This is a genomic window from Luedemannella flava, from assembly GCF_039528515.1.
GTDB lineage: Bacteria > Actinomycetota > Actinomycetes > Mycobacteriales > Micromonosporaceae > Luedemannella > Luedemannella flava.
The window spans coordinates 1-19,189 of record NZ_BAAALT010000186.1; the positions used below are offsets into that span (position 1 = coordinate 1).

23 protein-coding genes are annotated in these 19,189 nt (G+C 71.4%); 10 read left to right on the forward strand and 13 right to left on the reverse strand.

Going from position 1 to position 19,189, the window contains the following annotated elements; all coding sequences use genetic code 11:
• The first annotated feature begins 76 nt into the window (after positions 1–76).
• From ABD211_RS24710 to ppk2, 6 genes are all read left to right on the forward strand, one after another.
• Positions 77–691, forward strand: a complete 615-nt coding sequence (locus ABD211_RS24710) for a dihydrofolate reductase family protein (RefSeq protein ID WP_344136578.1) — start codon at positions 77–79, stop codon at positions 689–691.
• Between the two features lie 4 nt (positions 692–695).
• Positions 696–1,175 carry a GNAT family N-acetyltransferase gene (locus ABD211_RS24715; protein ID WP_344136581.1) on the forward strand — a complete coding sequence of 160 codons (480 nt, stop codon included), beginning with the start codon at positions 696–698 and terminating at the stop codon, positions 1,173–1,175.
• A gap of 50 nt (positions 1,176–1,225) precedes the next feature.
• Entirely contained in the window at positions 1,226–2,218 is a 993-nt protein-coding gene (locus ABD211_RS24720; RefSeq protein WP_344136584.1) for a HEAT repeat domain-containing protein, read from the forward strand.
• 32 nt (positions 2,219–2,250) lie between these two features.
• A complete protein-coding gene (locus ABD211_RS24725; RefSeq protein WP_344136588.1) occupies positions 2,251–2,466 on the forward strand; it encodes a hypothetical protein in 216 nt (71 codons plus the stop codon).
• Positions 2,463–2,858 carry a hypothetical protein gene (locus ABD211_RS24730; RefSeq protein WP_344136591.1) on the forward strand — a complete coding sequence of 132 codons (396 nt, stop codon included), beginning with the start codon at positions 2,463–2,465 and terminating at the stop codon, positions 2,856–2,858. Before ABD211_RS24725 ends, ABD211_RS24730 begins: the two co-directional genes overlap by 4 nt.
• Positions 2,859–2,963: 105 nt before the next feature.
• A complete protein-coding gene (gene ppk2, locus ABD211_RS24735; RefSeq protein ID WP_344136594.1) occupies positions 2,964–3,875 on the forward strand; it encodes a polyphosphate kinase 2 in 912 nt (303 codons plus the stop codon).
• A gap of 4 nt (positions 3,876–3,879) precedes the next feature.
• Here ppk2 and ABD211_RS24740 read toward each other — a convergent pair whose 3' ends face one another.
• Together ABD211_RS24740 and ABD211_RS24745 are read right to left on the reverse strand one after the other, a co-directional pair.
• Positions 3,880–4,134, reverse strand: coding sequence for a PspC domain-containing protein (locus ABD211_RS24740; RefSeq protein ID WP_344136597.1), 255 nt, complete (start codon positions 4,132–4,134; stop codon positions 3,880–3,882).
• Between the two features lie 130 nt (positions 4,135–4,264).
• Positions 4,265–5,335, reverse strand: coding sequence for an alkene reductase (locus ABD211_RS24745; protein WP_344136600.1), 1,071 nt, complete (start codon positions 5,333–5,335; stop codon positions 4,265–4,267).
• Between the two features lie 99 nt (positions 5,336–5,434).
• Here ABD211_RS24745 and ABD211_RS24750 point away from each other — a divergent pair, with 99 nt between their 5' ends.
• Positions 5,435–5,962 carry a MarR family winged helix-turn-helix transcriptional regulator gene (locus tag ABD211_RS24750; RefSeq protein WP_344136602.1) on the forward strand — a complete coding sequence of 176 codons (528 nt, stop codon included), beginning with the start codon at positions 5,435–5,437 and terminating at the stop codon, positions 5,960–5,962.
• Here the strand turns inward: ABD211_RS24750 and ABD211_RS24755 are convergent.
• Genes ABD211_RS24755 through ABD211_RS24770 form a run of 4 tightly spaced genes read right to left on the reverse strand, consistent with a single transcriptional unit; the run spans position 5,943 to position 7,662 of the window.
• Positions 5,943–6,065: a hypothetical protein gene (locus ABD211_RS24755; RefSeq protein ID WP_344136605.1), complete on the reverse strand. Its 123-nt coding sequence runs from the start codon at positions 6,063–6,065 to the stop codon at positions 5,943–5,945. The two genes, ABD211_RS24750 and ABD211_RS24755, sit on opposite strands and share 20 nt — an antisense overlap.
• A gap of 43 nt (positions 6,066–6,108) precedes the next feature.
• A complete protein-coding gene (locus tag ABD211_RS24760; protein ID WP_344136608.1) occupies positions 6,109–6,891 on the reverse strand; it encodes an alpha/beta fold hydrolase in 783 nt (260 codons plus the stop codon).
• Between the two features lie 10 nt (positions 6,892–6,901).
• Entirely contained in the window at positions 6,902–7,336 is a 435-nt protein-coding gene (locus tag ABD211_RS24765) for an SRPBCC family protein (RefSeq protein ID WP_344136611.1), read from the reverse strand.
• On the reverse strand, positions 7,333–7,662 hold the full coding sequence (locus ABD211_RS24770) for an ArsR/SmtB family transcription factor (RefSeq protein WP_344136614.1): 330 nt from the start codon (positions 7,660–7,662) through the stop codon (positions 7,333–7,335). The genes ABD211_RS24765 and ABD211_RS24770 overlap by 4 nt, the downstream gene beginning before the upstream one ends.
• An 84-nt stretch (positions 7,663–7,746) precedes the next feature.
• Here ABD211_RS24770 and ABD211_RS24775 point away from each other — a divergent pair, with 84 nt between their 5' ends.
• Both ABD211_RS24775 and ABD211_RS24780 read left to right on the forward strand, forming a co-directional pair.
• Positions 7,747–8,307, forward strand: coding sequence for a TetR/AcrR family transcriptional regulator (locus tag ABD211_RS24775; RefSeq protein WP_344136617.1), 561 nt, complete (start codon positions 7,747–7,749; stop codon positions 8,305–8,307).
• On the forward strand, positions 8,304–8,972 hold the full coding sequence (locus tag ABD211_RS24780) for a lysophospholipid acyltransferase family protein (RefSeq protein WP_344136620.1): 669 nt from the start codon (positions 8,304–8,306) through the stop codon (positions 8,970–8,972). Before ABD211_RS24775 ends, ABD211_RS24780 begins: the two co-directional genes overlap by 4 nt.
• 135 nt (positions 8,973–9,107) lie before the next feature.
• Here ABD211_RS24780 and ABD211_RS24785 read toward each other — a convergent pair whose 3' ends face one another.
• The 7 genes from ABD211_RS24785 to ABD211_RS24815 form a co-directional block, all read right to left on the reverse strand.
• The gene (locus tag ABD211_RS24785; protein WP_344136623.1) at positions 9,108–12,014 is read right to left on the reverse strand and encodes a glycosyl hydrolase; all 2,907 of its coding nucleotides are present in this window, start codon (positions 12,012–12,014) and stop codon (positions 9,108–9,110) included.
• 284 nt (positions 12,015–12,298) lie between these two features.
• Positions 12,299–13,135 carry a carbohydrate ABC transporter permease gene (locus tag ABD211_RS24790; protein ID WP_344136626.1) on the reverse strand — a complete coding sequence of 279 codons (837 nt, stop codon included), beginning with the start codon at positions 13,133–13,135 and terminating at the stop codon, positions 12,299–12,301.
• 1 nt (position 13,136) lies between these two features.
• Positions 13,137–14,135 carry a carbohydrate ABC transporter permease gene (locus tag ABD211_RS24795; RefSeq protein WP_344136629.1) on the reverse strand — a complete coding sequence of 333 codons (999 nt, stop codon included), beginning with the start codon at positions 14,133–14,135 and terminating at the stop codon, positions 13,137–13,139.
• Positions 14,136–14,223: 88 nt separating this feature from the next.
• Positions 14,224–15,537, reverse strand: a complete 1,314-nt coding sequence (locus ABD211_RS24800) for an ABC transporter substrate-binding protein (RefSeq protein WP_344136632.1) — start codon at positions 15,535–15,537, stop codon at positions 14,224–14,226.
• A gap of 187 nt (positions 15,538–15,724) precedes the next feature.
• Complete coding sequence (locus ABD211_RS24805) at positions 15,725–16,699, reverse strand: LacI family DNA-binding transcriptional regulator (protein WP_344136645.1); 975 nt, start codon at positions 16,697–16,699, stop codon at positions 15,725–15,727.
• A gap of 131 nt (positions 16,700–16,830) precedes the next feature.
• Positions 16,831–17,937, reverse strand: coding sequence for a sulfite oxidase (locus ABD211_RS24810; RefSeq protein ID WP_344136635.1), 1,107 nt, complete (start codon positions 17,935–17,937; stop codon positions 16,831–16,833).
• Positions 17,938–17,941: 4 nt separating this feature from the next.
• On the reverse strand, positions 17,942–18,817 hold the full coding sequence (locus ABD211_RS24815; protein WP_344136638.1) for a LysR family transcriptional regulator ArgP: 876 nt from the start codon (positions 18,815–18,817) through the stop codon (positions 17,942–17,944).
• Positions 18,818–18,886: 69 nt separating this feature from the next.
• Between ABD211_RS24815 and ABD211_RS24820 the strand changes: the two genes are divergently transcribed.
• The coding region (locus ABD211_RS24820; RefSeq protein WP_344136641.1) for a LysE/ArgO family amino acid transporter at positions 18,887–19,189 on the forward strand (303 nt) is incomplete at its 3' end.

Below are 19,189 nucleotides of genomic sequence, written 5' to 3' on the forward strand. Positions count from 1 at the left end.
GACCACTGACCAGCCCGAACTTCGGACTCAATCATCTAGGGTGGGACGGTCCTGATCGACGACGAGGGGAGCGGGCATGACCGGGCTGGTGGTCGCGGACATCACGATGTCGGTGGACGGGTTCGTCGCGGGTCGCAACGACGGGCTCGGCAGGGGCCTCGGGGAGGGCGGCGAGGCGATCCACGACTGGGTGATGGGCGGCCCGTGGACGTACGCGCAGGGTCCCATGTTCGACCCGACCGGCCCCGACCGCGAGGCGATCGACGCCATGCACACCGAGTACGGCGCGGTGATCGTCGGCCGGCGGATGTACGACGTGGTGGACGGTTGGGGCGATGAGGCCGCGTTCCCGCAGCCGGTGTTCGTGCTGACGTCGCGCCCGCACCCGCGGCGCGAGGTGGGCACCTCGTCGTACACGTTCGTGACCGACGGCATCCACGCGGCGCTGGAGCAGGCGCGCGAGGCGGCGGGCGAGCGGGCCGTCGTGATCGGCGGCGGGGCGCGGGCGGTCCAGCAGTACCTGGCCGCCGGGCTCGTCGACGAGCTCGCGCTGCACGTCGCGCCCGTGCTCATGGGCGCCGGTCGGCGCCTGTTCGAGCAGATCGGCGACCACGTCCGGCGGCTGGAGGTCGTCCGGGTCGTCGAGTCGCCGCACGCGACCCACCTCCGCTACCGCATCGGCAAGGGCTGAGCGCGTGCCGCTCGTCCGGCCCGCCGGGGAGACCGACCGCGACGCGGTGGCCGCGCTGCTCACCGCCTCCTGGGGCGGCACGGCCGTCGCCGCGCACGGCAGGCTCTACGACGCGGCGACGCTGCCCGCGCTGGTCGCGGTCCGCGACGGGCAGCTGTGCGGCGTACTCACCTATCACCTGGACGCCGACGGCCTGGAGGTGGTCACCCTGGACGCGGTGCCGGCCGGCCAGGGCAACGGCACGGCGCTGCTGCGCGCCGCCCGCGACGTCGCCGTCGACCTCGGGTGCGCCCGGGCCTGGCTGGTCACCACCAACGACAACGTGGACGCGCTCCGCTTCTACCAGCGGCGCGGCCTGCGGATCAGCGCGGTCGCGCCGGGCGCCGTGGCCGCGGCCCGCGCGCTCAAGCCGACCATCCCGGAGATCGGGGCGTACGGCATCCCGATCCGCGACGAGATCACGCTCGAGACGCGGGTCGGCTGACCGGTGCGAGGTGAACCCGGGTTCGCCCGGGCGCCTGGCATGATCCGACCATGACGATGGAGGAGCGCTTCGCGGCGGCCGTCGCGGCCGCGCGGGCGGTGGCCACCCTCGAGGAGTACGGGCGCCTGATCGAGGACCTGCGGGATGCCGCCGGGGCGGGGCCGGAGGCGCTGCGGGTCGGCGCGGCGGCCACCCGCGACGCCGACCCCGTCGTCCGCAAGACCGCCTGCGACCTGCTCGGCGCCGTCGCGAACCAGCATCCGGCCCTGCGCGCCGACGCGGCCACCGCGGTCCTCGCGCTGGAGCCCACGGAGATCCACCCGGACGTCCTGTGGGCGATGGTGCGGGCGCTCGGCCAGACCGGGGACCGCCGCGCCGTGCCGCTGCTGGTCGAGCTGGCCCGCCACGACGACGCCGACGTGCGGTACATGGTCGCGAGCATGCTGCCCTGGGTGCGCGACGACGACGATGCCGACGGGCTCGCCGCGCTGCTGCGGCTGTGCCGCGACAACGAGGTGGGCGTGCGGGAATGGGCCACCTACGGACTCGGCCAGCTGACCTCGGCCGACGGCGCCATGGTCCGCGACCTGCTCTGGGAGGCCACGACCGACGAGGACGAGGACGTGCGCGCCGAGGGCGCGCGGGGCCTGGCGCGCCGCCGCGACCACCGGGCGCTGCCGTTGGTGGCCGAGCTGCTGCAGACCCCGGAGTACGACGTGTTCAACCAGCTGGCGGCGGGCTACCTGGGCGAGGCGTCGCTCGTGCCGCTCCTCCTGGCGTACGCCCCGGACGAGCAGAGCGCGGCGGAGGCGCTGCGCGAGTGCGACCCGGTTCGTCGGGCCGCCCGGGACGCCTTCGCCGCCGACCTCTTCGACGCGCTCAGCGCGGACCGGACCGGCGTGGCCCTCTACGGGACGCGCTGCGAGACGGGCCTGACCCTGGCGGTGGGCGACCGGACCTGGTCGGTGGAGGACCTTCTCGACGACACCGGGGGAGACCCCGCCGAGGCGGCCCGCCGGGTGACGGCCGACCTCACCGCTTGACGATCTTATGCGACGATCCTACCGTGGAGAGTATGACGCGACGGATCAGCATCAGCCTCCCCGACGACGTCGCCGCCGAGCTCGACAACGTCGACAACGCCTCCGCCTACATCGCCGAGGCGATCCGCCAGCGCCGCCGCCGCGACTCGGTGCGCCGGGTGGTCGCCGAGGCCGGCTACGAGATCACCGATGACGGCATCGCGCGCATGCGCGACGCGGTCGCCCGCCTCGAGGCCCGTCGCCGGTGAGCGAGGTCCGCCTGGTCCTCGACACGTCCGCCCTCATCGCCTACGCGACGCTGACCGGCGTCGCCGTGGGTGAGCTGCTCAGCGTCGTCGGCGAGGACGGCGGCACGGTGGCAGTCCCGGCCGCCTGCGTGCTCAGCGCGCACGCCGTCCTCGACGAGGACGGGCGCGGCCGGCTGACCCGGCTGGTCACCGAGACCGACGTGGTCGCCGTCGTCCCGCTGCTCGGCGCGGACGCCCTCGACGTGGCCCGCCGCACCGAGGTCGTCTCCGAGCGGGTCGGCGGGCACGCCGTGCTGGAGGCGCAGCGCCGCGACGTCTTCCTCGCCACGTGCGCCGCGACCGAGGCCGCCCGGGTGCTCGACCCCGACACCGTCCTCGACCTCGGCGCGTGAGCGAGCATCAGCGAGTGGACCATCAGCTCAGGTTTGCTGAGCGGGGTTGCCGGGCGTACACCCGGGGTTGGTCTGAAGGCGATCAACCGTGGGTATACACCGGGGATGGACCTCGACGGTGTGCTGCCCCGTGACCTGGAGGGTTACCAGGTCGTCGACGCGGACGACGACGATCCCGTGCTGCTGCGCGCCGACGGCGGCGAGGTCGACACGTGGCGCGAGAGCTACCCCTACGACGAACGCCTGCCCCGCGACGAGTACGAGCGGCAGAAGCGACTGCTGCAGATCGAGTTGCTGAAGTTGCAGAAGTGGGTCCGGGCCAGCGGCGAGCGCCTCATGATCGTGTTCGAGGGCCGGGACGCGGCCGGCAAGGGCGGCACGATCAAGCGGTTCATGGAGCACCTCAACCCGCGCGGCGCCCGGGTCGTCGCCCTGGAGAAGCCCAGCGAGCGCGAGGCCACCCAGTGGTACTTCCAGCGCTACGTGCGGCACCTGCCCGCCGCCGGGGAGATCGTGCTGTTCGACCGGTCCTGGTACAACCGGGCCGGCGTCGAACGGGTCATGGGCTTCTGCACCCGTCAGGAGTACCTGGAGTTCATGCGCCAGGCGCCCGAGATCGAGCGGATGTGGGTGCGCTCGGGCATCCACCTGGTGAAGTTCTGGTTCTCCGTGTCGCACGGCGAGCAGCGCACCCGGTTCACGATCCGCCAGGTCGACCCGGTCCGGCAGTGGAAACTGTCCCCGATGGACCTCGCGTCGCTGGAGAAGTGGAACGAGTACACCGAGGCCAAGCAGGCGATGTTCTTCTACACCGACACTGCCGACGCGCCGTGGACGGTCGTGAAGAGCAACGACAAGAAGCGGGCCCGGGTCGAGGCGATGCGGTACGTGCTCAGCCGCTTCACCTACGACGACAAGGATCCGGAGGTCGTCGGAACGCCGGACCCGCTCATCGTCGGCGAGGCCAGCCTGGCGGTGGACGTCAACGAGTCGCCCACCGTGTTCCCCAGGCTGTGACCCGTTACGCGGTCGGGGCCGTCGGGTAGACCGCGGCCGGGGCCACCGTCTCCTCGTTCGGCATGAGGATCCACAGGATCGGGTAGATCAGGATCTGGCTGCCCGGGATGACCATGAGGATCAGCACGAACAGCAGCCGGGCGGGCCACGGGTCGATGCCGAACCGCCGGCCGAGTCCGGCGACGACGCCGGCGAGCACCCGCTCCTGGCGGGGACGCACCAGGCCCTTGCTCCGCATGGTCGAGTACACGTCGTTCATCTCTGCTGCGCTCCCTTTCATCGGCGTGCCTCAACGGTGCGCCACCGGCGGCCCCACCGGCATCGGGGAACGTCCCCGGCGTTACCCCCAGTCGCCGGCCCGGAGAAACCTCCGGGCCGGCGAGATCGGATCAGCGGGTCTCGGCCAGCGTCGGGTAGTCGGTGTAGCCGGTGTGGTCGCCGCCGAACGCCTTGCTGTAGTCGGGCGGGGTGAACGGGCCGCCGGCCCGCAGCCGCTCCGGCAGGTCCGGGTTCGAGATGAACAGCGCCGCGTAGGAGACCAGGTCGGTGGCACCGCTGTCGACGAGCCCGAGCGCGTCCGGGCCGGTGTAGCCGTCCGGCGTGGCCGGGTTGAGGATCAGCGTCGAGCGCCAGCGCGCGCGCAGGATCGGGGTGAACTCCGGGTCGGTCGTCTCGGACAGGTGCAGGTACGCCAGCCCGAGCGGGTTGAGCGCGTCGACGAGCGCGAGGTAGGTGTCGCGGTGGCCCTCCTCGACGATGTCGTTGTACGGGTTCGCGGGCGAGATCCGCACGCCGACCCGGTCGGCGCCGATCGCGTCCGCCATGGCCGAGGCGACCTCGACGGTGAACCGGATGCGCCCGGCCACGTCGCCGCCCCAGCCGTCCTCGCGGAGGTTCGTGTTGGTCGCCAGGAACTGGTGCGCCAGGTACCCGTTGGCGCCGTGCAGTTCCACGCCGTCGAAGCCGGCCTCGATGGCGTTGCGGGCGGCCGCCGCGAAGTCGACGATCGTGGCCCGGATGCCGTCCTCGTCGAGCGGAAGCGGGGTGGGCAGCTCACGCGGCCCGTCCTTGGTGTGGATGGTGCCCGCGGCGGCGACCGGCGAGACGCCCACCGGGTGGTGGCCGGTCTGGTCGGGGTGGCCGATCCGGCCGACGTGCATGAGCTGGGCGAAGATGAGCCCGCCGCCCTCGTGCACGGCGGCGGTGACCTTCTGCCACGCGGCGATCTGCTCCGGCGTGTGCAGGCCCGGCGTGTCCGCGTAGCCCTGGCCCAGGGCGGAGGGCTGGGTGCCCTCGGTGATGATCAGACCCGCGCCCGCGCGCTGGGCGTAGTAGGTCGCCATGAGGTCGGTGGCGGTGCCGTCCAGCCCGTTCGCGCGGCTGCGCGTCATCGGGGCCATCACGATCCGGTTGCGGGCGGTGTACCGACCGACGGTTACCTGATCGAATGCAGTGGTCATTGGCGGGACTCCTCGTCCGGAAGACAACTAGCTGTTCCGAACAGCTAAATGTCCCCGGCGGTCCGTCTATTGCCTGTTCCTACTGTGATAGGTAACACGATGACCGAGACAGGTAAGCTCGCAAAGATGGAGGGTTCCGGGGACGAGTGCGGCCGGGAGCCGTGCGCGGCCCGGTTCGGGCCGATCAGCCACACCATCTTCCGCATCGCCAAGTGCCACCACGCGGTCGCCGGCCACCTGTTCCGCGAGGTCGGCCTGCACCCCGGCCAGGAGCTGCTCATGATGCAGCTCTGGGACAACGGCCCGCAACGGCAGGCGGACCTCGCCGCCGAGTTCGGCACCGACTCCGCCAGCATGACCCGCACCGTGCAGCGCCTCGAGCGCGCCGGCTACGTCCGCCGCGTCCCCGACCCGGAGGACGGCCGGGTCACCCGCGTCGAACCGACCCCGGCGAGCCTCGTGCTGCGCGAGAAGGTCGAGCGCCTCTGGGCGGACCTGGAACGCCTGACCGTCGGCGACATGCCGGAGGCCGACCGCCGCGCGGCCCTCGAGGCGTTGCAACGCATCGAGGACAACCTCCACGAAGCGCCGTGCCGCAAGCCCGACGTCAGCGGAACAGCAGGTTGAGCCCGACCGTCAGCGCGACGGACAGCAGCACCGACACGAGAATCATCACCAGGCAGCCCGGCCCGCCGCCGAGCGGCCGCACGTCCACATTGCCGATCCGCATGGCTGCCTTGTACCCCACCGCCCGCCGCGCCAACCCGCAGCAATCAGGAGAAGAACTCCGTGAGTACGGGCGCCAGGGCGTCGACCGCGACGTCGTGGGTCTGGTCGGGGAGGGTGCGGTGCGTCGCGCCCGGGACCGCGTCCGCCGCCGCGCGGGCCGCCGCCTGCAGCGCCTCGGGACTCGCCCCACCGCCGAGCACCAGCGTCGGGACGGTCACCCGCGCCGCGTCGGCGGGGACGCGGCCGTCGCCGAGCACGGCGTCGTCGTAGGCCAGGGTCGGGCCGATCGCCTCGAACGCCGGCCAGAACGGTTGCCCGCGCATACCCTCGACCATCGCGGCGGGCACGCCGACGTACGTCATGAACAGCGCCACCGCGTCGCCGGCCCGCCCGGCGTCGAGCAGGTCGCGCAGCCGCTCGCCGAACTCCTTCTTGCGCTGCCCCGCGTCCGGGTCGACGGCGGTGAGGAACGGTGGCTCGTACAGCGCCAACCGGGTGAGCGGCACGCCGGCGGCGGTCCCCGCGAGGATGAGCGCCCCGCCCGAGGACATGCCGAACGCGTGCGCGCAACCGCCGGCGGCGGTGACGATCGCGGCCAGGTCCTCGACCTCGCGGGCGACGGCGTAGGGGGCGGTGTCGCCGCTGCCGCCCCGGCCGCGCCGGTCGTAGGAGTACACCGTGAAGTGGGGTTTGAGCAGGTGCGAGAGGGGGAGCATCGGGGCGCCGGAGCGGTGGCACATGGCCCCGTCGACGAGGACGACGGCCGGGCCGGAGCCGACGACGTCGTACGCGATGGGGGTGCCGTCGGCGGAGGTGACGGTGGGCATGGCGGGCTCCTCAGCGGGTGATCGTGGCCAGGTGGGCGTCGAAGCGGTCGAGGCTGGTCTCGAAGCCGGCGCGCGCCTGCGCGCTCAGGTACGCGGCGGGGACGTTGGTCTGGTGGGTGACCACCTCGGTGCGGCCGTCGCCCAGGTCGGTGAGGGTGACGGTGGTGACCATCCCGCCCTGCACGTCGGGTTCGACCCAGACGAGCCGGTCGGGCCGGCGGATCTCTGCGTACGTCGCGCGCATGGTGTGGGTGCTGCCGTCGGACTCGTTGACCATCGTGGTCTCGAACGCGCCGCCGACCCGCAGGTCGACGACGATGTTCGCCACCGGCGTGACCATCCCCTTCGGACCCCAGAAGTGGGCCAGGTGCGACGGCGTCGTCAGGCAGTCGAACAGCAGCTCGGGCGACGCTTCGTGGACCCGCACGTAGGTCAGCTCGCTCATGAGTCTCCCCGTAGTGCCGTCAGGTGCGCGTCGAGGCGGTCGTAGCGGTCGGCCCAGACGCGGCGGTGTTCGGCGATCCACGCCGCCGCCTCGTCGAGCCGGACCGCGTCCAGCGCGCACGGGCGCGACCGGCCCGCCCTGGTCCGTGAGATCAGTCTGGCCTTCTCGAGCACCTTGAGGTGCTTGGACACCGCCTGTTGGGTCAGCGCGAACGGCTCCGCGAGCTGGTTGACGGTCGCGTCGCCGCGCGCGAGCCGCTCCAGGATCGCCCGCCGGGTCGGGTCGGCCAGGGCCGCGAACACCTCGGTCAGTTCATCGGTCGCCACGCCGATGACCCTACATACAACTTAGAGGTTGTACAACTTGAGAGTTGGTAGACGGTGTCTACGGCGCGCTGGTAGACAGTGTCTATGCCTGATCTCCGTGCCCGCCTCGTCGAGGTCGGCGTCGACCTCGTGACCCGCGAGGGGACCGGGGCCCTGTCGCTGCGGGAGATCGCCCGCCGGGCCGGGGTGTCGCACGGCGCCCCGCGGCGGTACTTTCCGACGCACCTGTCGCTGCTCGCCGCCATCGCCGCCGAGGGCTACCGCGGACTCGCCGCGCGGATCGCCGCGCTCGAGCCGCACGCCCCGCCCCGCGCGCGGGTCACCGCCCTGGCCCGGCTCTACCTCGACTTCGCCCGCGGGAACAGGGGCATGTTCGAGCTGATGTTCCGCCACGAGGTGCTGCGCGGCAACGACGTCGGGCTGCGCGAGACCAGCCGGCCGCTGTTTCGCGTACTCGTCGATCTGGTCGCTGCCGCGCGCCCCGACGTCGCGCGACCGGCGGTCGTGGCCGGGGCCCTGTGGGCGAACCTGCACGGCATCGCCCAGCTGGGGCAGTGGGGGAGCCTGCAGATGGTGCTGGACTCCGACGACCTCGAACCGTTGCTCGACGCGGCCGTGACAGCGCACCTGGGAGGCAGTTCATGATCATGCAGGCGACGGTCCGGCTGGTCCTCGCGCCGCTGTTCCGGCTGGGCTACCGGCCGACCATCGAAGGACGGACCAACGTGCCGCGCACCGGGCCGGTGATCCTGGCCGCGAACCACATCTCGGCCCTGGACAGCGTCGTCATCCCGCTCGTCGCCCCGCGCCCGGTCGCGTTCCTGGCCAAAGCGGAGTACTTCCGCCAGCGCGGGATCAAGGGCTGGTTCGTCCGTTCGCTGCTGACCGGGCTCGCCGCGATCCCGGTGGAGCGCGGCGCCGCCCGGGCGGCCGCCGACTCGCTCGACCTGGCGCTCGCGGTCCTCAACGACGGCATGGCGTTCGGCATCCACCCGGAGGGCACCCGCTCCCGCGACGGTCGCCTGTACCGGGGCCGCACCGGCGTCGCGCACCTGGCGATCGCCTCCGGCGCGCCCGTCGTGCCGGTCGCGGTGCTCGGCACAGACCGGATCCAGCCCGTCGGCTCTCGCCTGCCCCGGCTCGGGAAGGTGACGGTGCGCTTCGGCGCGCCGCTGACCTTCGCGCCCGCGCCGGGCGTGAGCGCGGGTGCCGCCCGCCGCGCCGCCACCGACCAGATCATGGACGCGATCGCCGACCTGTCGGGCCAGGACCGCGCCGCCGCCTACAACGAGCTGTCCGCGGCGGCCTGAGATACGGCGTCGCGGCGGCGATGCAACGCTGTGGAACCGCTGCTGAACTCCGGTGGCAACAGCGGAGGGGACGACATACATGCGTCGCCCGCCCGACGGCCCCGGCCGTCGGGCGGGCGACGCGAAGTGGTGCGACTACCGCGCGAAGGTGAACCAGTTGAGGTTCACGAAGTCGGCCGGCTGGCCGCTGGTGAACCGCAGGAACACCGTGTGCGTGCCGGTCACCGCCGAGACGTTGCCCGGCACGGTCCGCCAGCTCTGCCAGCCGCCGGTGTTGGCGATGGCGAAGCTGCCGATCGGCGCGTTGCTGACACTGTCGAGGCGGACCTCGACGAGGCCGCTGATGCCGCCGGCCGCGCCGGAGGCCACCCGGGCCGAGAACGTCCGCGGCGTGGTCGCGCCGAAGTTGACGTTGTCGAACCGGACCCAGTCACCGTTGGCGAGGTAGGCGATGTTCTGCCCGCCGCCCGTGTCGCTGGTGTTCTCCAGCACCACGCCGGACTGCGCGTTGAAGCTCTCCGCCTGGATGGTGGCGTAGGCGTCGCGGCCGGCCGCGGTCGTCGTGACCGGCGCCGAGGTCGGCGGCCGCGTGGTGGTCGTCCTCGTGGTGGTGACGGCCGTGGTCGGCGCTGCCGTGGTGGGGCGGGTCGACGTCGTGGGGGCACCGGTGGTCGGGTTGGTCCCGCCACCAGCGTTGCCACCACTCCAGGTGTACGCCCCTGAGGTCACCGTTCGGCCTGCCGGAACGGACAGGGTGGTCCCGTTGGAGAACGTCACCGTGAGCGCCGAGCCGCTGATGTTCGACGCGACGTACGTGCGGGCGCCGTTCTTGCTGAACACCGCGGCCAGCGGGTGGTTCGCGGTCACCGACGTGTCCACCGTGCCGAGCGCCGCGAGGTTGCGGATCCAGTGGAACGTGTGCGCCTTCGTCTCGCCCTCCTCCGAGGTGAACGAGGGATTGGCGCGGAACGCGCTCAGCGCCGCGTCCCCGTCGCCGAGCGCCCGGAACTCGCCGATGATGTCCTGCCACACGGTCGGCGCGCCGCCGTTGTTGGTGACCAGCTCGTTGTAGTTGGTCAGCACGTACGACGGGGTGTAGCCGAGGTAGAAGTGCCCGCCCGTGATCGGCAGCATGTTGATGCCCTGGATCATCTCCGGCTCGGCGGAGAACCAGGTGGCGTACGCGCCGCCGTCGCCCCAGACCATGCCGACCGTGTTGTGCCCGAAGGCCGACGGGAAGTTCTGGTTGCGCACGTCGAACCAGTACTCCTGGATCGCCGCGGCCTGCGTCGTGTAGAGGAAGATGCCGGCGTCGCGGACCGCGCTGTTGCCGGTCGCCTGGCCCCACTGGATCAGGGCGTTGGCGAAGTTCATCCCCTCGGACGAGGACTCCTGGTTGTTGCCCGCGCCGAACGCGCCGTGCCCGGAGGCCCAGTCGTGACCGGCGTAGATGTCGAAGTCACGCAGGTACGGGAACCGGGTGTCGGAGCGGTCGTAGTTGTTGGCGTCGCGGATGAGCAGGTCGATCATCCCGCCGTACTGCGACGACGCCGCCCACGTCGGGTCGAACTTGGCCAGCGTCGCCGCCGCCGCGATGAAGTACCCGTAGTGGAAGTGGTGGTCGTTGAGCTCCTGGTCGGAGCCGTACGACGCCGGGTAGCCGATCAGCGTGCCCCAGCTGGAGTTGTAGTAGAACAGGTGCGTCGCCTCGCCCGAGCCGGCGGTGAGCCAGTCGGTGAGCCGGGTCTTGATCGCGGCCAGCGCCGAGTCCCGCACCGCCGTGTTGCCGACCTGGTCGGCGATCTCGGCCAGGCGCGCGGCCCGGCCGAGTCCCTTGCCGTTCCAGTACGTGTCGTCGCCCCGGAAGTCGGTCGGGTTGGCCTGCTCGGCGTTCAGGTAGTTGGTCAGCGTCGTGAAATCCGAGCCGGAGCTGTCGCCGACGGCCGGCACCTCGGGCAGTACGCCGTGGAACCTCATGACGGTCTGGAACTGGCCGACCCCGGTGAGGATCTTCATGGCACCGCGCGCCGACACGTACGTCGGCGAGATCGGGGTGGCGCCGGACAGCGCGTTGGCCTGGTGCGGGTAGAGCGCCACGACCGTCCCCGTCGCGCTGCCCTCGCGGGCGGTCGTGGTGAACGCGTACGTCGTGGTGACCGTGCTGGCGCCCTGGTTGTACGCGTACGACACCCGGGTCCCGGTCACGTGCGCGTGGGCGTACTGGCCGTAGGCGGAGGCCAGCGCCGCCCGGTCCGAGCCCGACGGCAGGACCGCGACCGAGAAGTACCCCTTGCCGGCCAGCGTGGACGTGATCGCCGAGCCGCTGACCGTCCACGTCGCGCCGCTCGGCGCGTACGCCACGTAGTCGTGGCCGCCCGCGGTGAAGCCGATCTGGGTGCCCGAGTTCGACCACACCGACGGCGTGCCCGACACGGTGATCTGCGCGTTGCCGCCGGTGGCCTGGAAGTACGCGAACGGCAGGCCGTGCCCGACGGTCGCCTTCAGCGTCCGGGTCCCGTCCGACCAGTACGGCGTGACGGTCCAGTCGCTCCACCCGTCCACCTTGACGTCGGGGGAGGCGAGACCCGCGACCCCGACGAGGATGTCCTGCGTGTACGGGTAGTGGAACTCGCCCACGCCGGTGGCCGTGCCGCTGATGGCCGGCGTCGTGGTGTATGAGAAGCCGAGGCCGCCGGGGAGCGTGTCGTAGGAGACCGGGTGCGCGTGCAGCGGCTCGCCGAACGCGCAGTCGTTGCGCTTGTAGAGGATCGACGACCACCAGTCGTTGGTGGGCACCGGCCCGGCCGGCGCGTTCGCCGTGACGTACAGCCGGGGGTTGGTGGACAGCGAGCCGCAGCCGGTCGGCAGCGCCGCGCCGGCCGGCAGGGTGGTGGTGTAGCTGCCGGCGCCGACGGTGGCGGCGTCGGCGGAGCGGGCGAGGCCGACGGCGGCGCCCGCCGCGACCAGCGTGACCGCGCTGATCGCCGCGAGCCCACGCCAGCGGGCCCTACGGGTGGACAGGAGATGACGGGTGAAAGCCATGATGACTCCCGGTAAGGCGGACGGCCGGCGGGCCCGGGAGGGGGTCGGGCGTCCGCGGCTCGTCCGTGGTGGACGGCACGACTGTGAGCGGGACGACGGTCGGCACTGAACGCCGGCTCGGAGAGCGCTCTCTCAGTCGCGAGCACCATAGCTTCAAGCTTCTAATTGCGTCAATGTTTCATGTTGGGTTACTTACTGTTACGGTCTGTCACCGTGTCCGGCGCACACAAACGGGGCCGGGGAGCGCTCTCACCTCCCCGGCCCCGCTGCTCACGGCGACGTCGTCAGCTCTTGACGGCGCCCTCCATGATTCCCCCGATGATCTGCCGCCCGAACACCACGAAGGCGATCAGCAGCGGCAGGGTCGCGATGGCCGTACCGGCGAAGACCTGCGACATGTCCTGGTAGTACCCGTTGGACAGGGCGCGCAGCGACAGCTGCACCGTCGGGTTCTCCGGGTCGCCCAGCACCGCGTACGGCCAGATGAAGTCGTTCCACGTGGCCATGAAGGTCAGCAGACCCAGCACCGCCGCGGCCGGCCGCAGCGTGGGCAGCACGACGCTGATGAAGGTGCGCGTGGTCGTGCACCCGTCCACCCGGGCCGCCTCGATCATCTCGTCGGGGACGGCCGACGCGGCGTACTGGCGCATGAAGAACACCCCGAACGCGGAGACCAGCGCCGGCACGATGACGGCCTGCAACTGGTCGGTCCAGCCGAGCTTGGTCATGAGGATGTACAGCGGGATGATGCCGAGCTGGGTGGGCACCGCCATGGTGGCGATGATGAACAGCAGCATGCCGTTGCGGCCACGGAACTGCAGCTTGGCGAACGCGAACCCGGCCAGCGCCGAGAACAGCACGACCGACAGGGTGACCGCGCCGGCCACGATGGCCGAGTTCACCAGGCCGGTGATGAAGTTCGCGTCCGGGTTCTCCAACAGCCGGGACGCGTTGTCGCCGAACATGTCGCCCGGCAGCACCGGCGGCGGCACCTCGCCCATGGCGTCGTTGGACTTGGTGGCGACGACGAACATCCAGTAGATCGGGAAGAACGACAACAGGCACGCGACGATGAGCGTCAGGTACGTGAGCCGGCCCGCGTTGAACAGCCTGCTTTCCATGTCAGTCGCTTCCCTTCCTGCCGCCGCTGAACCTGCGGATCAGGGCCGCGTTCACCAGTGCCACCGCGATGATGAGCAGGAACAGCAGCCAGGCGATCGCGGAGCCGTACCCGAAGTTGAAGTTGGGCGCGAAGGCGTTCTCGAACATGTACATCGTGATCGTCTGGGACTGTCGCAGGGTGCCGCCGCGGATCGAGTCGGTGCCGGAGTTGAACAGCAGCGGCTCGGTGAACAGCTGCAGCCCGCCGATGGTCGACACGACCACGCAGAACAGGATGGTCGGCCGCAGCAGCGGCACCGTGATCGACCAGAACTGGCGCACGGGGCGCGCCCCGTCGATGGCGGCCGACTCGTACAGGTCCTTCGGGATGGCCTGCATCGCGGCCAGGAAGATCAGGGCGTTGTAGCCGGTCCAGCGCCAGTCCACCATCGTCGAGATGGCGGTCCACGCGGCGAACTGGTTGGTGTGCCAGTCGATCGGGCCGAGGCCGACGAGCCCGAGCAGCCAGTTGATCAGGCCGAACTCGGTGCTGAACAGCTGGCCGAACACGATCGCCACGGCGGCGGTCGAGGTGATGTTCGGGACGAGGATGCCCATCCGGAACACCGTGCGCGTCCGCAGCCCGCGGTTGAGCAGGTTGGCGATCCACAGCGCGAGCAGCAGCTGGGGGATCGTCGAGAGCAGGAAGATGCCGAGGGTGTTGACCACGGAGTTCCAGAAGTCCGGGTCGCTCAGCACCGAGTTGTAGTTGTCGAGCCCGATGAACGGTCGCTCGGCGCTCAGCAGGTCCCAGTCGTGCAGCGAGACCCAGGCGGTGTAGAGGAGCGGGTAGACCCCGAACACCGCGAACAGCAGGAAGAACGGGGCCACGTACGCGTACGGCGTGCCCTTGACGTCCAGGGTCGTCGGCCACGACCGGAATTTCGGCGGCCGTTTGTCCGGCGCGGGTTGCGGGTGGCCGCGGGCCGGGCCGGGCCGGGTACTGACGTGTGTGCTCATGGTGATCCTCGGCAAAAGGGTGCGGAAGAACGTGGAAGAACAGCGGGGTGTGGGTCGGCGGGCTCAGCCGACCCACACCCCAGGGGCGCTACTTCGCCGCGGCCGCCTTGGACTTGGTGATCGCGTCCTGCCATGCCTCCGCGGGGCTGCGCTGGCCGAGCTCCACGGTGCGGACGGCGTTCTCCACCTCGGTACGGACGGCCTGGTTCTTCGGCCCCATGTAGACGGGCTTCAGGTTCTTGGCGCCGGTAGCGAAGATCTCTCCAACGGGGGCGTTGTTGAAGTAGGCGTTCTTGGAGTCCTTGACCGCGGTGTCGTCGAGCGCCTGCGGCGACGACGGCAGCGGGCCCTTGGCCTTGAACGCGCCGACCTGACCCTTGGCGCTGGTCAGGAACTTGGCGAGCTCGATCGCCGCGGCCTGGTTCTTGCTCTGCGAGGGAACGGTCAGGAACGAGCCGCCCCAGTTGCCGCCGCCGCCGGGCACGGAGGCGATGTCCCACTTGCCCTTGTTGTCGGCGCCGGCGTTGGCCTCGATGACACCGGTCATCCACGCCGGGCACGCCATGGTGGCGAACTTGGACTGCTTGAACGCGGCGACCCACTCGTTCGACCAGGCGCCGTACTTGCCGGGCAGCTTGGCATCAATGATCTTGACGATCGTGTCCCAGGCCTTCTTGACGGCCGGGTTCGACTCGACGACCAGGTTGTTCTGCAGGTCGTAGTAGTGGTAGCCGCCGGCGTTGCCGCCCTCCTGCAGCGCGATCACGTTGAACGTGTTGGTCGCGCCGTCGAGGAACGCCGCGCCGGTGTTGGCCTCGTTGAACTTCTTGCCCGTGGCGATGAAGTCGTCCCACGTCGGCCAGAGCTTCGACACCTCGGCGCGGTCGGTGGGCAGGCCCGCCTTCTTGAACAGGTCCGACCGGTAGCACATGGCCATGCCGCCGACGTCGGTGCCCAGCCCGATGAGCGACTTGCCGTCGGCCGTCATGCCCTGCTCCCACTTCCAGGGCAGGAAGTTGTCCTTGAGCGTGGCGCCGCCGTGGTCGAGCAGGTTCACGAAGTTGTTCGGGTTGGCCTTGTACTGGACGATCAGGCCCTCCTCGAGCGCCACGATGTCGCCCGCGCCCTTGCCGGTGGCGAACCACTGGGTCAGCTTGGCCGTGTGCTGGTCCAGCGTGGAGCCCGTACCCCGCTCAACGATCTTGATGTTGGGGTGGCTCGCCATGTACTCCTTGTACAGGTCGTCGTAGCCGAACTGACCGAACACGTCCACGGTCAGGGTGATCGGCTCGTTGGCCTTGGGGGTGTCGTCCTTGGTGGTGCCACAAGCGCCGACGGCGAGCATGGCGGTCGCGGCGAGGGCGACCGCCGCCAGCCGGCGGCGACGCGGTGGGACTGTCATCGGTGTGGACCCCTCTCAGGTCACGAATAGGACTAACTCGGCGTTACCGGGCGCTCCGGCAGGGCCGGAGCGCCCTGAGAGAGCGCTCTCACGAGACTGATGAAGACCCTCCCGGAAATCAAGAGAGCGCTCTCTGGTCGTTACCGAGGCGTGACAATCGAGTGCATGGAAGGTGGGAAGGGTGGTGCTACGCGGATTCGCGGATGACCAGCTCGACCGGCAGGATCACCGGCTCGACGGGGCCGTGGGCGACGGCCAGCACCAGCCGGACGGTCTGGCGGCCGATCTCCACGACCCGCTGCCGGATCGTCGTCAGCGGCGGCTCGGCGTACGGTGCGGTGTCGTTGTCGTCGAAGCCCACGACGGCAACGTCATCGGGCACCCGGCGGCCCGCCTGGCGCAGCGCGCGCAGCGCGCCCATCGCCATCATGTCGGAGGCGACGAACACCGCGTCCAGCTCCGGGTCGTCGGCGAGCAGCTGGCGCATTGCGTGCACGCCGGACTCGCGGGTGAAGTCGCCGACCGCGATGATCGAGCGACGGTCGCTGTCGCGCAACGCGTCGCGATAGCCGTTGAGCCGGTCGATGCCGGCGATCATGTCCTGCGGCCCGGCGATCGTGGCGATGCGCCGGCGGCCCTGCCTGAGCAGGTACTCCGCCGCCATCTGCGCCCCGCCGCGGTTGTCGCTGTCCACGTAGGGCAGGTCGGGTCGGGGGGACATGGGCCGGCCGTTGAGGACGACCGGCACGCCGCTGCGGGCGAGCACGGCCGGCATCGGGTCGGCCCCGTGGATGGACGCCATGATCACCCCGTCGACGTGCTTGGCGGTGGCATAGCGTTCGATGCGGTCGTGGCTCGCGGCGGAGCCGGCGAGCATGAGGACGAGTTGCTTGTCGTTGGCCTCCAGTTCCTGGCTGACGCCCGAGACGATGCCGGGGAAGAACGGGTCGTCGGAGAAGACCCGCGCGGCGGACTCGGGCAGGACGAGTGCGATGGAGTCGGTTCGCTGGGTCACCAGCGAACGGGCGGCGAGATTGGGCACGTAGCCCAGCTCCCGGATGGCACGTTCGACAACGTCGCGCAGCTCAGGGGCGACGGTGGGACTGTTGTTGACCACTCGGGAAACAGTGGCCCGCGACACACCGGCCCGCTCCGCGACCATCTCCAAGGTAGGTCGTTGGACCGTCGTTAGCCGTCCGGAGAAGCGATCTTCTTCGGAGGACGGTCTGCGACCTTTAGGCGCAGTCACGCCGCGCAGTGTAGCCCCAAGCGCGCGTTCTCTGTCGATCCTCGCTACACGCCGGTCAGGCAGGTCACAGGGATTCGCTGGGCAGCGTTGTTGGCGAACCCGCCGCGGTTCCACGCCTGGTCGACGGGCTGTTCCTCACCGTCGGCGGTGATCGCGCGGGCGGACAGGACGTACTCCCCGGGGCTCGGCGACCACGGCAGCGACCACCGCCGCCACGCCCAACGGTGTCCCCCGGACGGGTCGAGGGCGGCCGTCGCCCAGGTGCGACCGTCGTCCACACTGATTTCCACGCGCTCCACGGGGGAACGACCCGACCACGCCCGCCCCTCCAGCACCACCGGCCCGGGGCGCACCACGCGGGCCCGGGACATGAAGTCCGGGAAGCCCGGCGGGATCATCAGCGCGCGCGGCGCGATGCGGGTCACCGGCGTGCCCGCCTCGTGCGGGTCCCGGCGCACCCGGTAGGCCACGGCCTGCTGGAACCCGGTGAACGGCGCGCCGACGGCCTCGATGCCCACGAGCCACTTCACGCTGGCCATCCCGTACCAGCCGGGGGCGATCAGGCGGACCGGGTGACCGTGCTGCGGCGCGAGATCGGAACCATTCATCGAGTACGCCAGCAGGACGTCCTGATCGAGCGCGTCCGCCACGGTCAGGCTGCGCTGGTAGTCCTGTTCGACGCCGCGCTCCACCCCGTGGTCGGCGCCGGTGAACACCAGTTCCACGGCGTCCGGACCGAGGTCGGCGGCGGCGAGCACGTCGCGCAGCGGCACGCCCGTCCAGTCCGCCGTGCCCACCGCCTCGACCAGCCACGGCTGGCTCACCGGCCGCGGCTCGAGGCGGGCCCGGCCGTTGCCGGCGCACTCCATGGTCACCCGCACGGTCCGGGCCGGCATCGCCTTCAGCGCGGCCAGGTCCAGGGTCAGCGGCCGGCCCACCAGGCCGGTCACCGCGAACCGCCAGGCGGCCGCCTCGAGGAACGGGATGTCGTAGTGGATGAGCAGGTAGTGCAGGCCGGGCGGGGTGAGATCGGCGCGCATCGCCTCGAGCGGCATCCCGTGGTTGCGGGCCGCGAGCGCGAGCTCCTGCGCGCTGATCTGCTCGCCGGCCTCCGCGAGCCGGCCGGGCGGACTGATCTGCTCGAGCGTCATGGCTTCACCGTAGGGCGTCGCGGGCGGCGGTCGTCACGGCGTCGGTGAGGGCGGCCAGGACGGGGGAGTCGAGGCGCCAGTGCTGCCAGTACATGGCGACGTCGAGGTGGCGGCCGTGCGCGACGGCGACGGCGTGGCCGGCCGCCACGTCCTCGTCGGCGAGCACCTCGGGCATGAGCGCCCAGCCGATGCCCAGCCGGATCGCCTCCCGGAAGGCCACCGCCGACGGCACGTAGTGCACGGGCGGGTCGAGCGCCGCCCTGAGCTGATGGATGAACCGGTGCTGCAGCCGGTCCTTGCGGGTCATGACGATCATCGGCGCGACCGCGAACGCGCCGGGCGTGGCGCCGTCGGCGAACCAGCGCTCCGCGAAGCCCGGCGCGGCCAACGCGCGGTAGCGCATCGCGCCGAGCCGGCGCACCCGGCAGCCCTGCACCGCCGCGGCCGTCCCGGTCACCGCCGCCATGACCGTGCCGTCGCGCAGCCACTCGGCGGTGTGGTCCTGGTCGTCCTCGCGCAGGTCCAACAGCACGGCGCTGTCCCCGGTCAGCGCGGCGACGGCCGGCAGGAACCAGGTGGCCAGCGAGTCCGGGTCGAGCGTGACCGCCACCCGCCCGGCCGGGGCGCCGCCCGCGGCGGCCAGCGCCTCGCGTTCGAGCAGGTCGAACTGCCCGGCCAGGCGCAGCAACGGCCGCCCGGCGTCGGTCACCGCGCACGGCTTGGCCCGGCGCACCAGCACCTGGCCCACGCGCGTCTCGAGCGCGCGCACCCGCTGGCTGACGGCGGACGGCGTGACGTGCAGCGCCCGGGCCGCCGCCTCGAAGCTGCCCTCCCGCACCACCGCGGCGAGCGCCGCCAGCTGATCCCGCCCGAGCGTCATAAGCTCATCTAATCAAACCTTAAAAACATTAGCTGGAGTACGTCCCGACAGCGCGCCTACCGTCGACGCATGGTCCCCGCTGTCATGGGTTTCGGCACGTCCCTGTCCCTGCTCGCCGCGATCGGCGCGCAGAACGCGTTCGTCCTGCGTCAGGGCCTGCGCCGCGAGCACCTGTGGGCCGTGGTGCTCACCTGCGCCCTGTCCGACCTGCTGCTGATCGCCGCGGGCGTCGCCGGCCTGGGGGCGCTCCTGACCGGGATGCCGGCCGTGCTGACGGCCGCCCGCTGGGGCGGCGCGGCGTTCCTGTTCGGGTACGCGGTCCTGGCCGCCCGGCGCGCCCTGCGCCCCGGCGCGCTGACGGCGGCGGCGCGG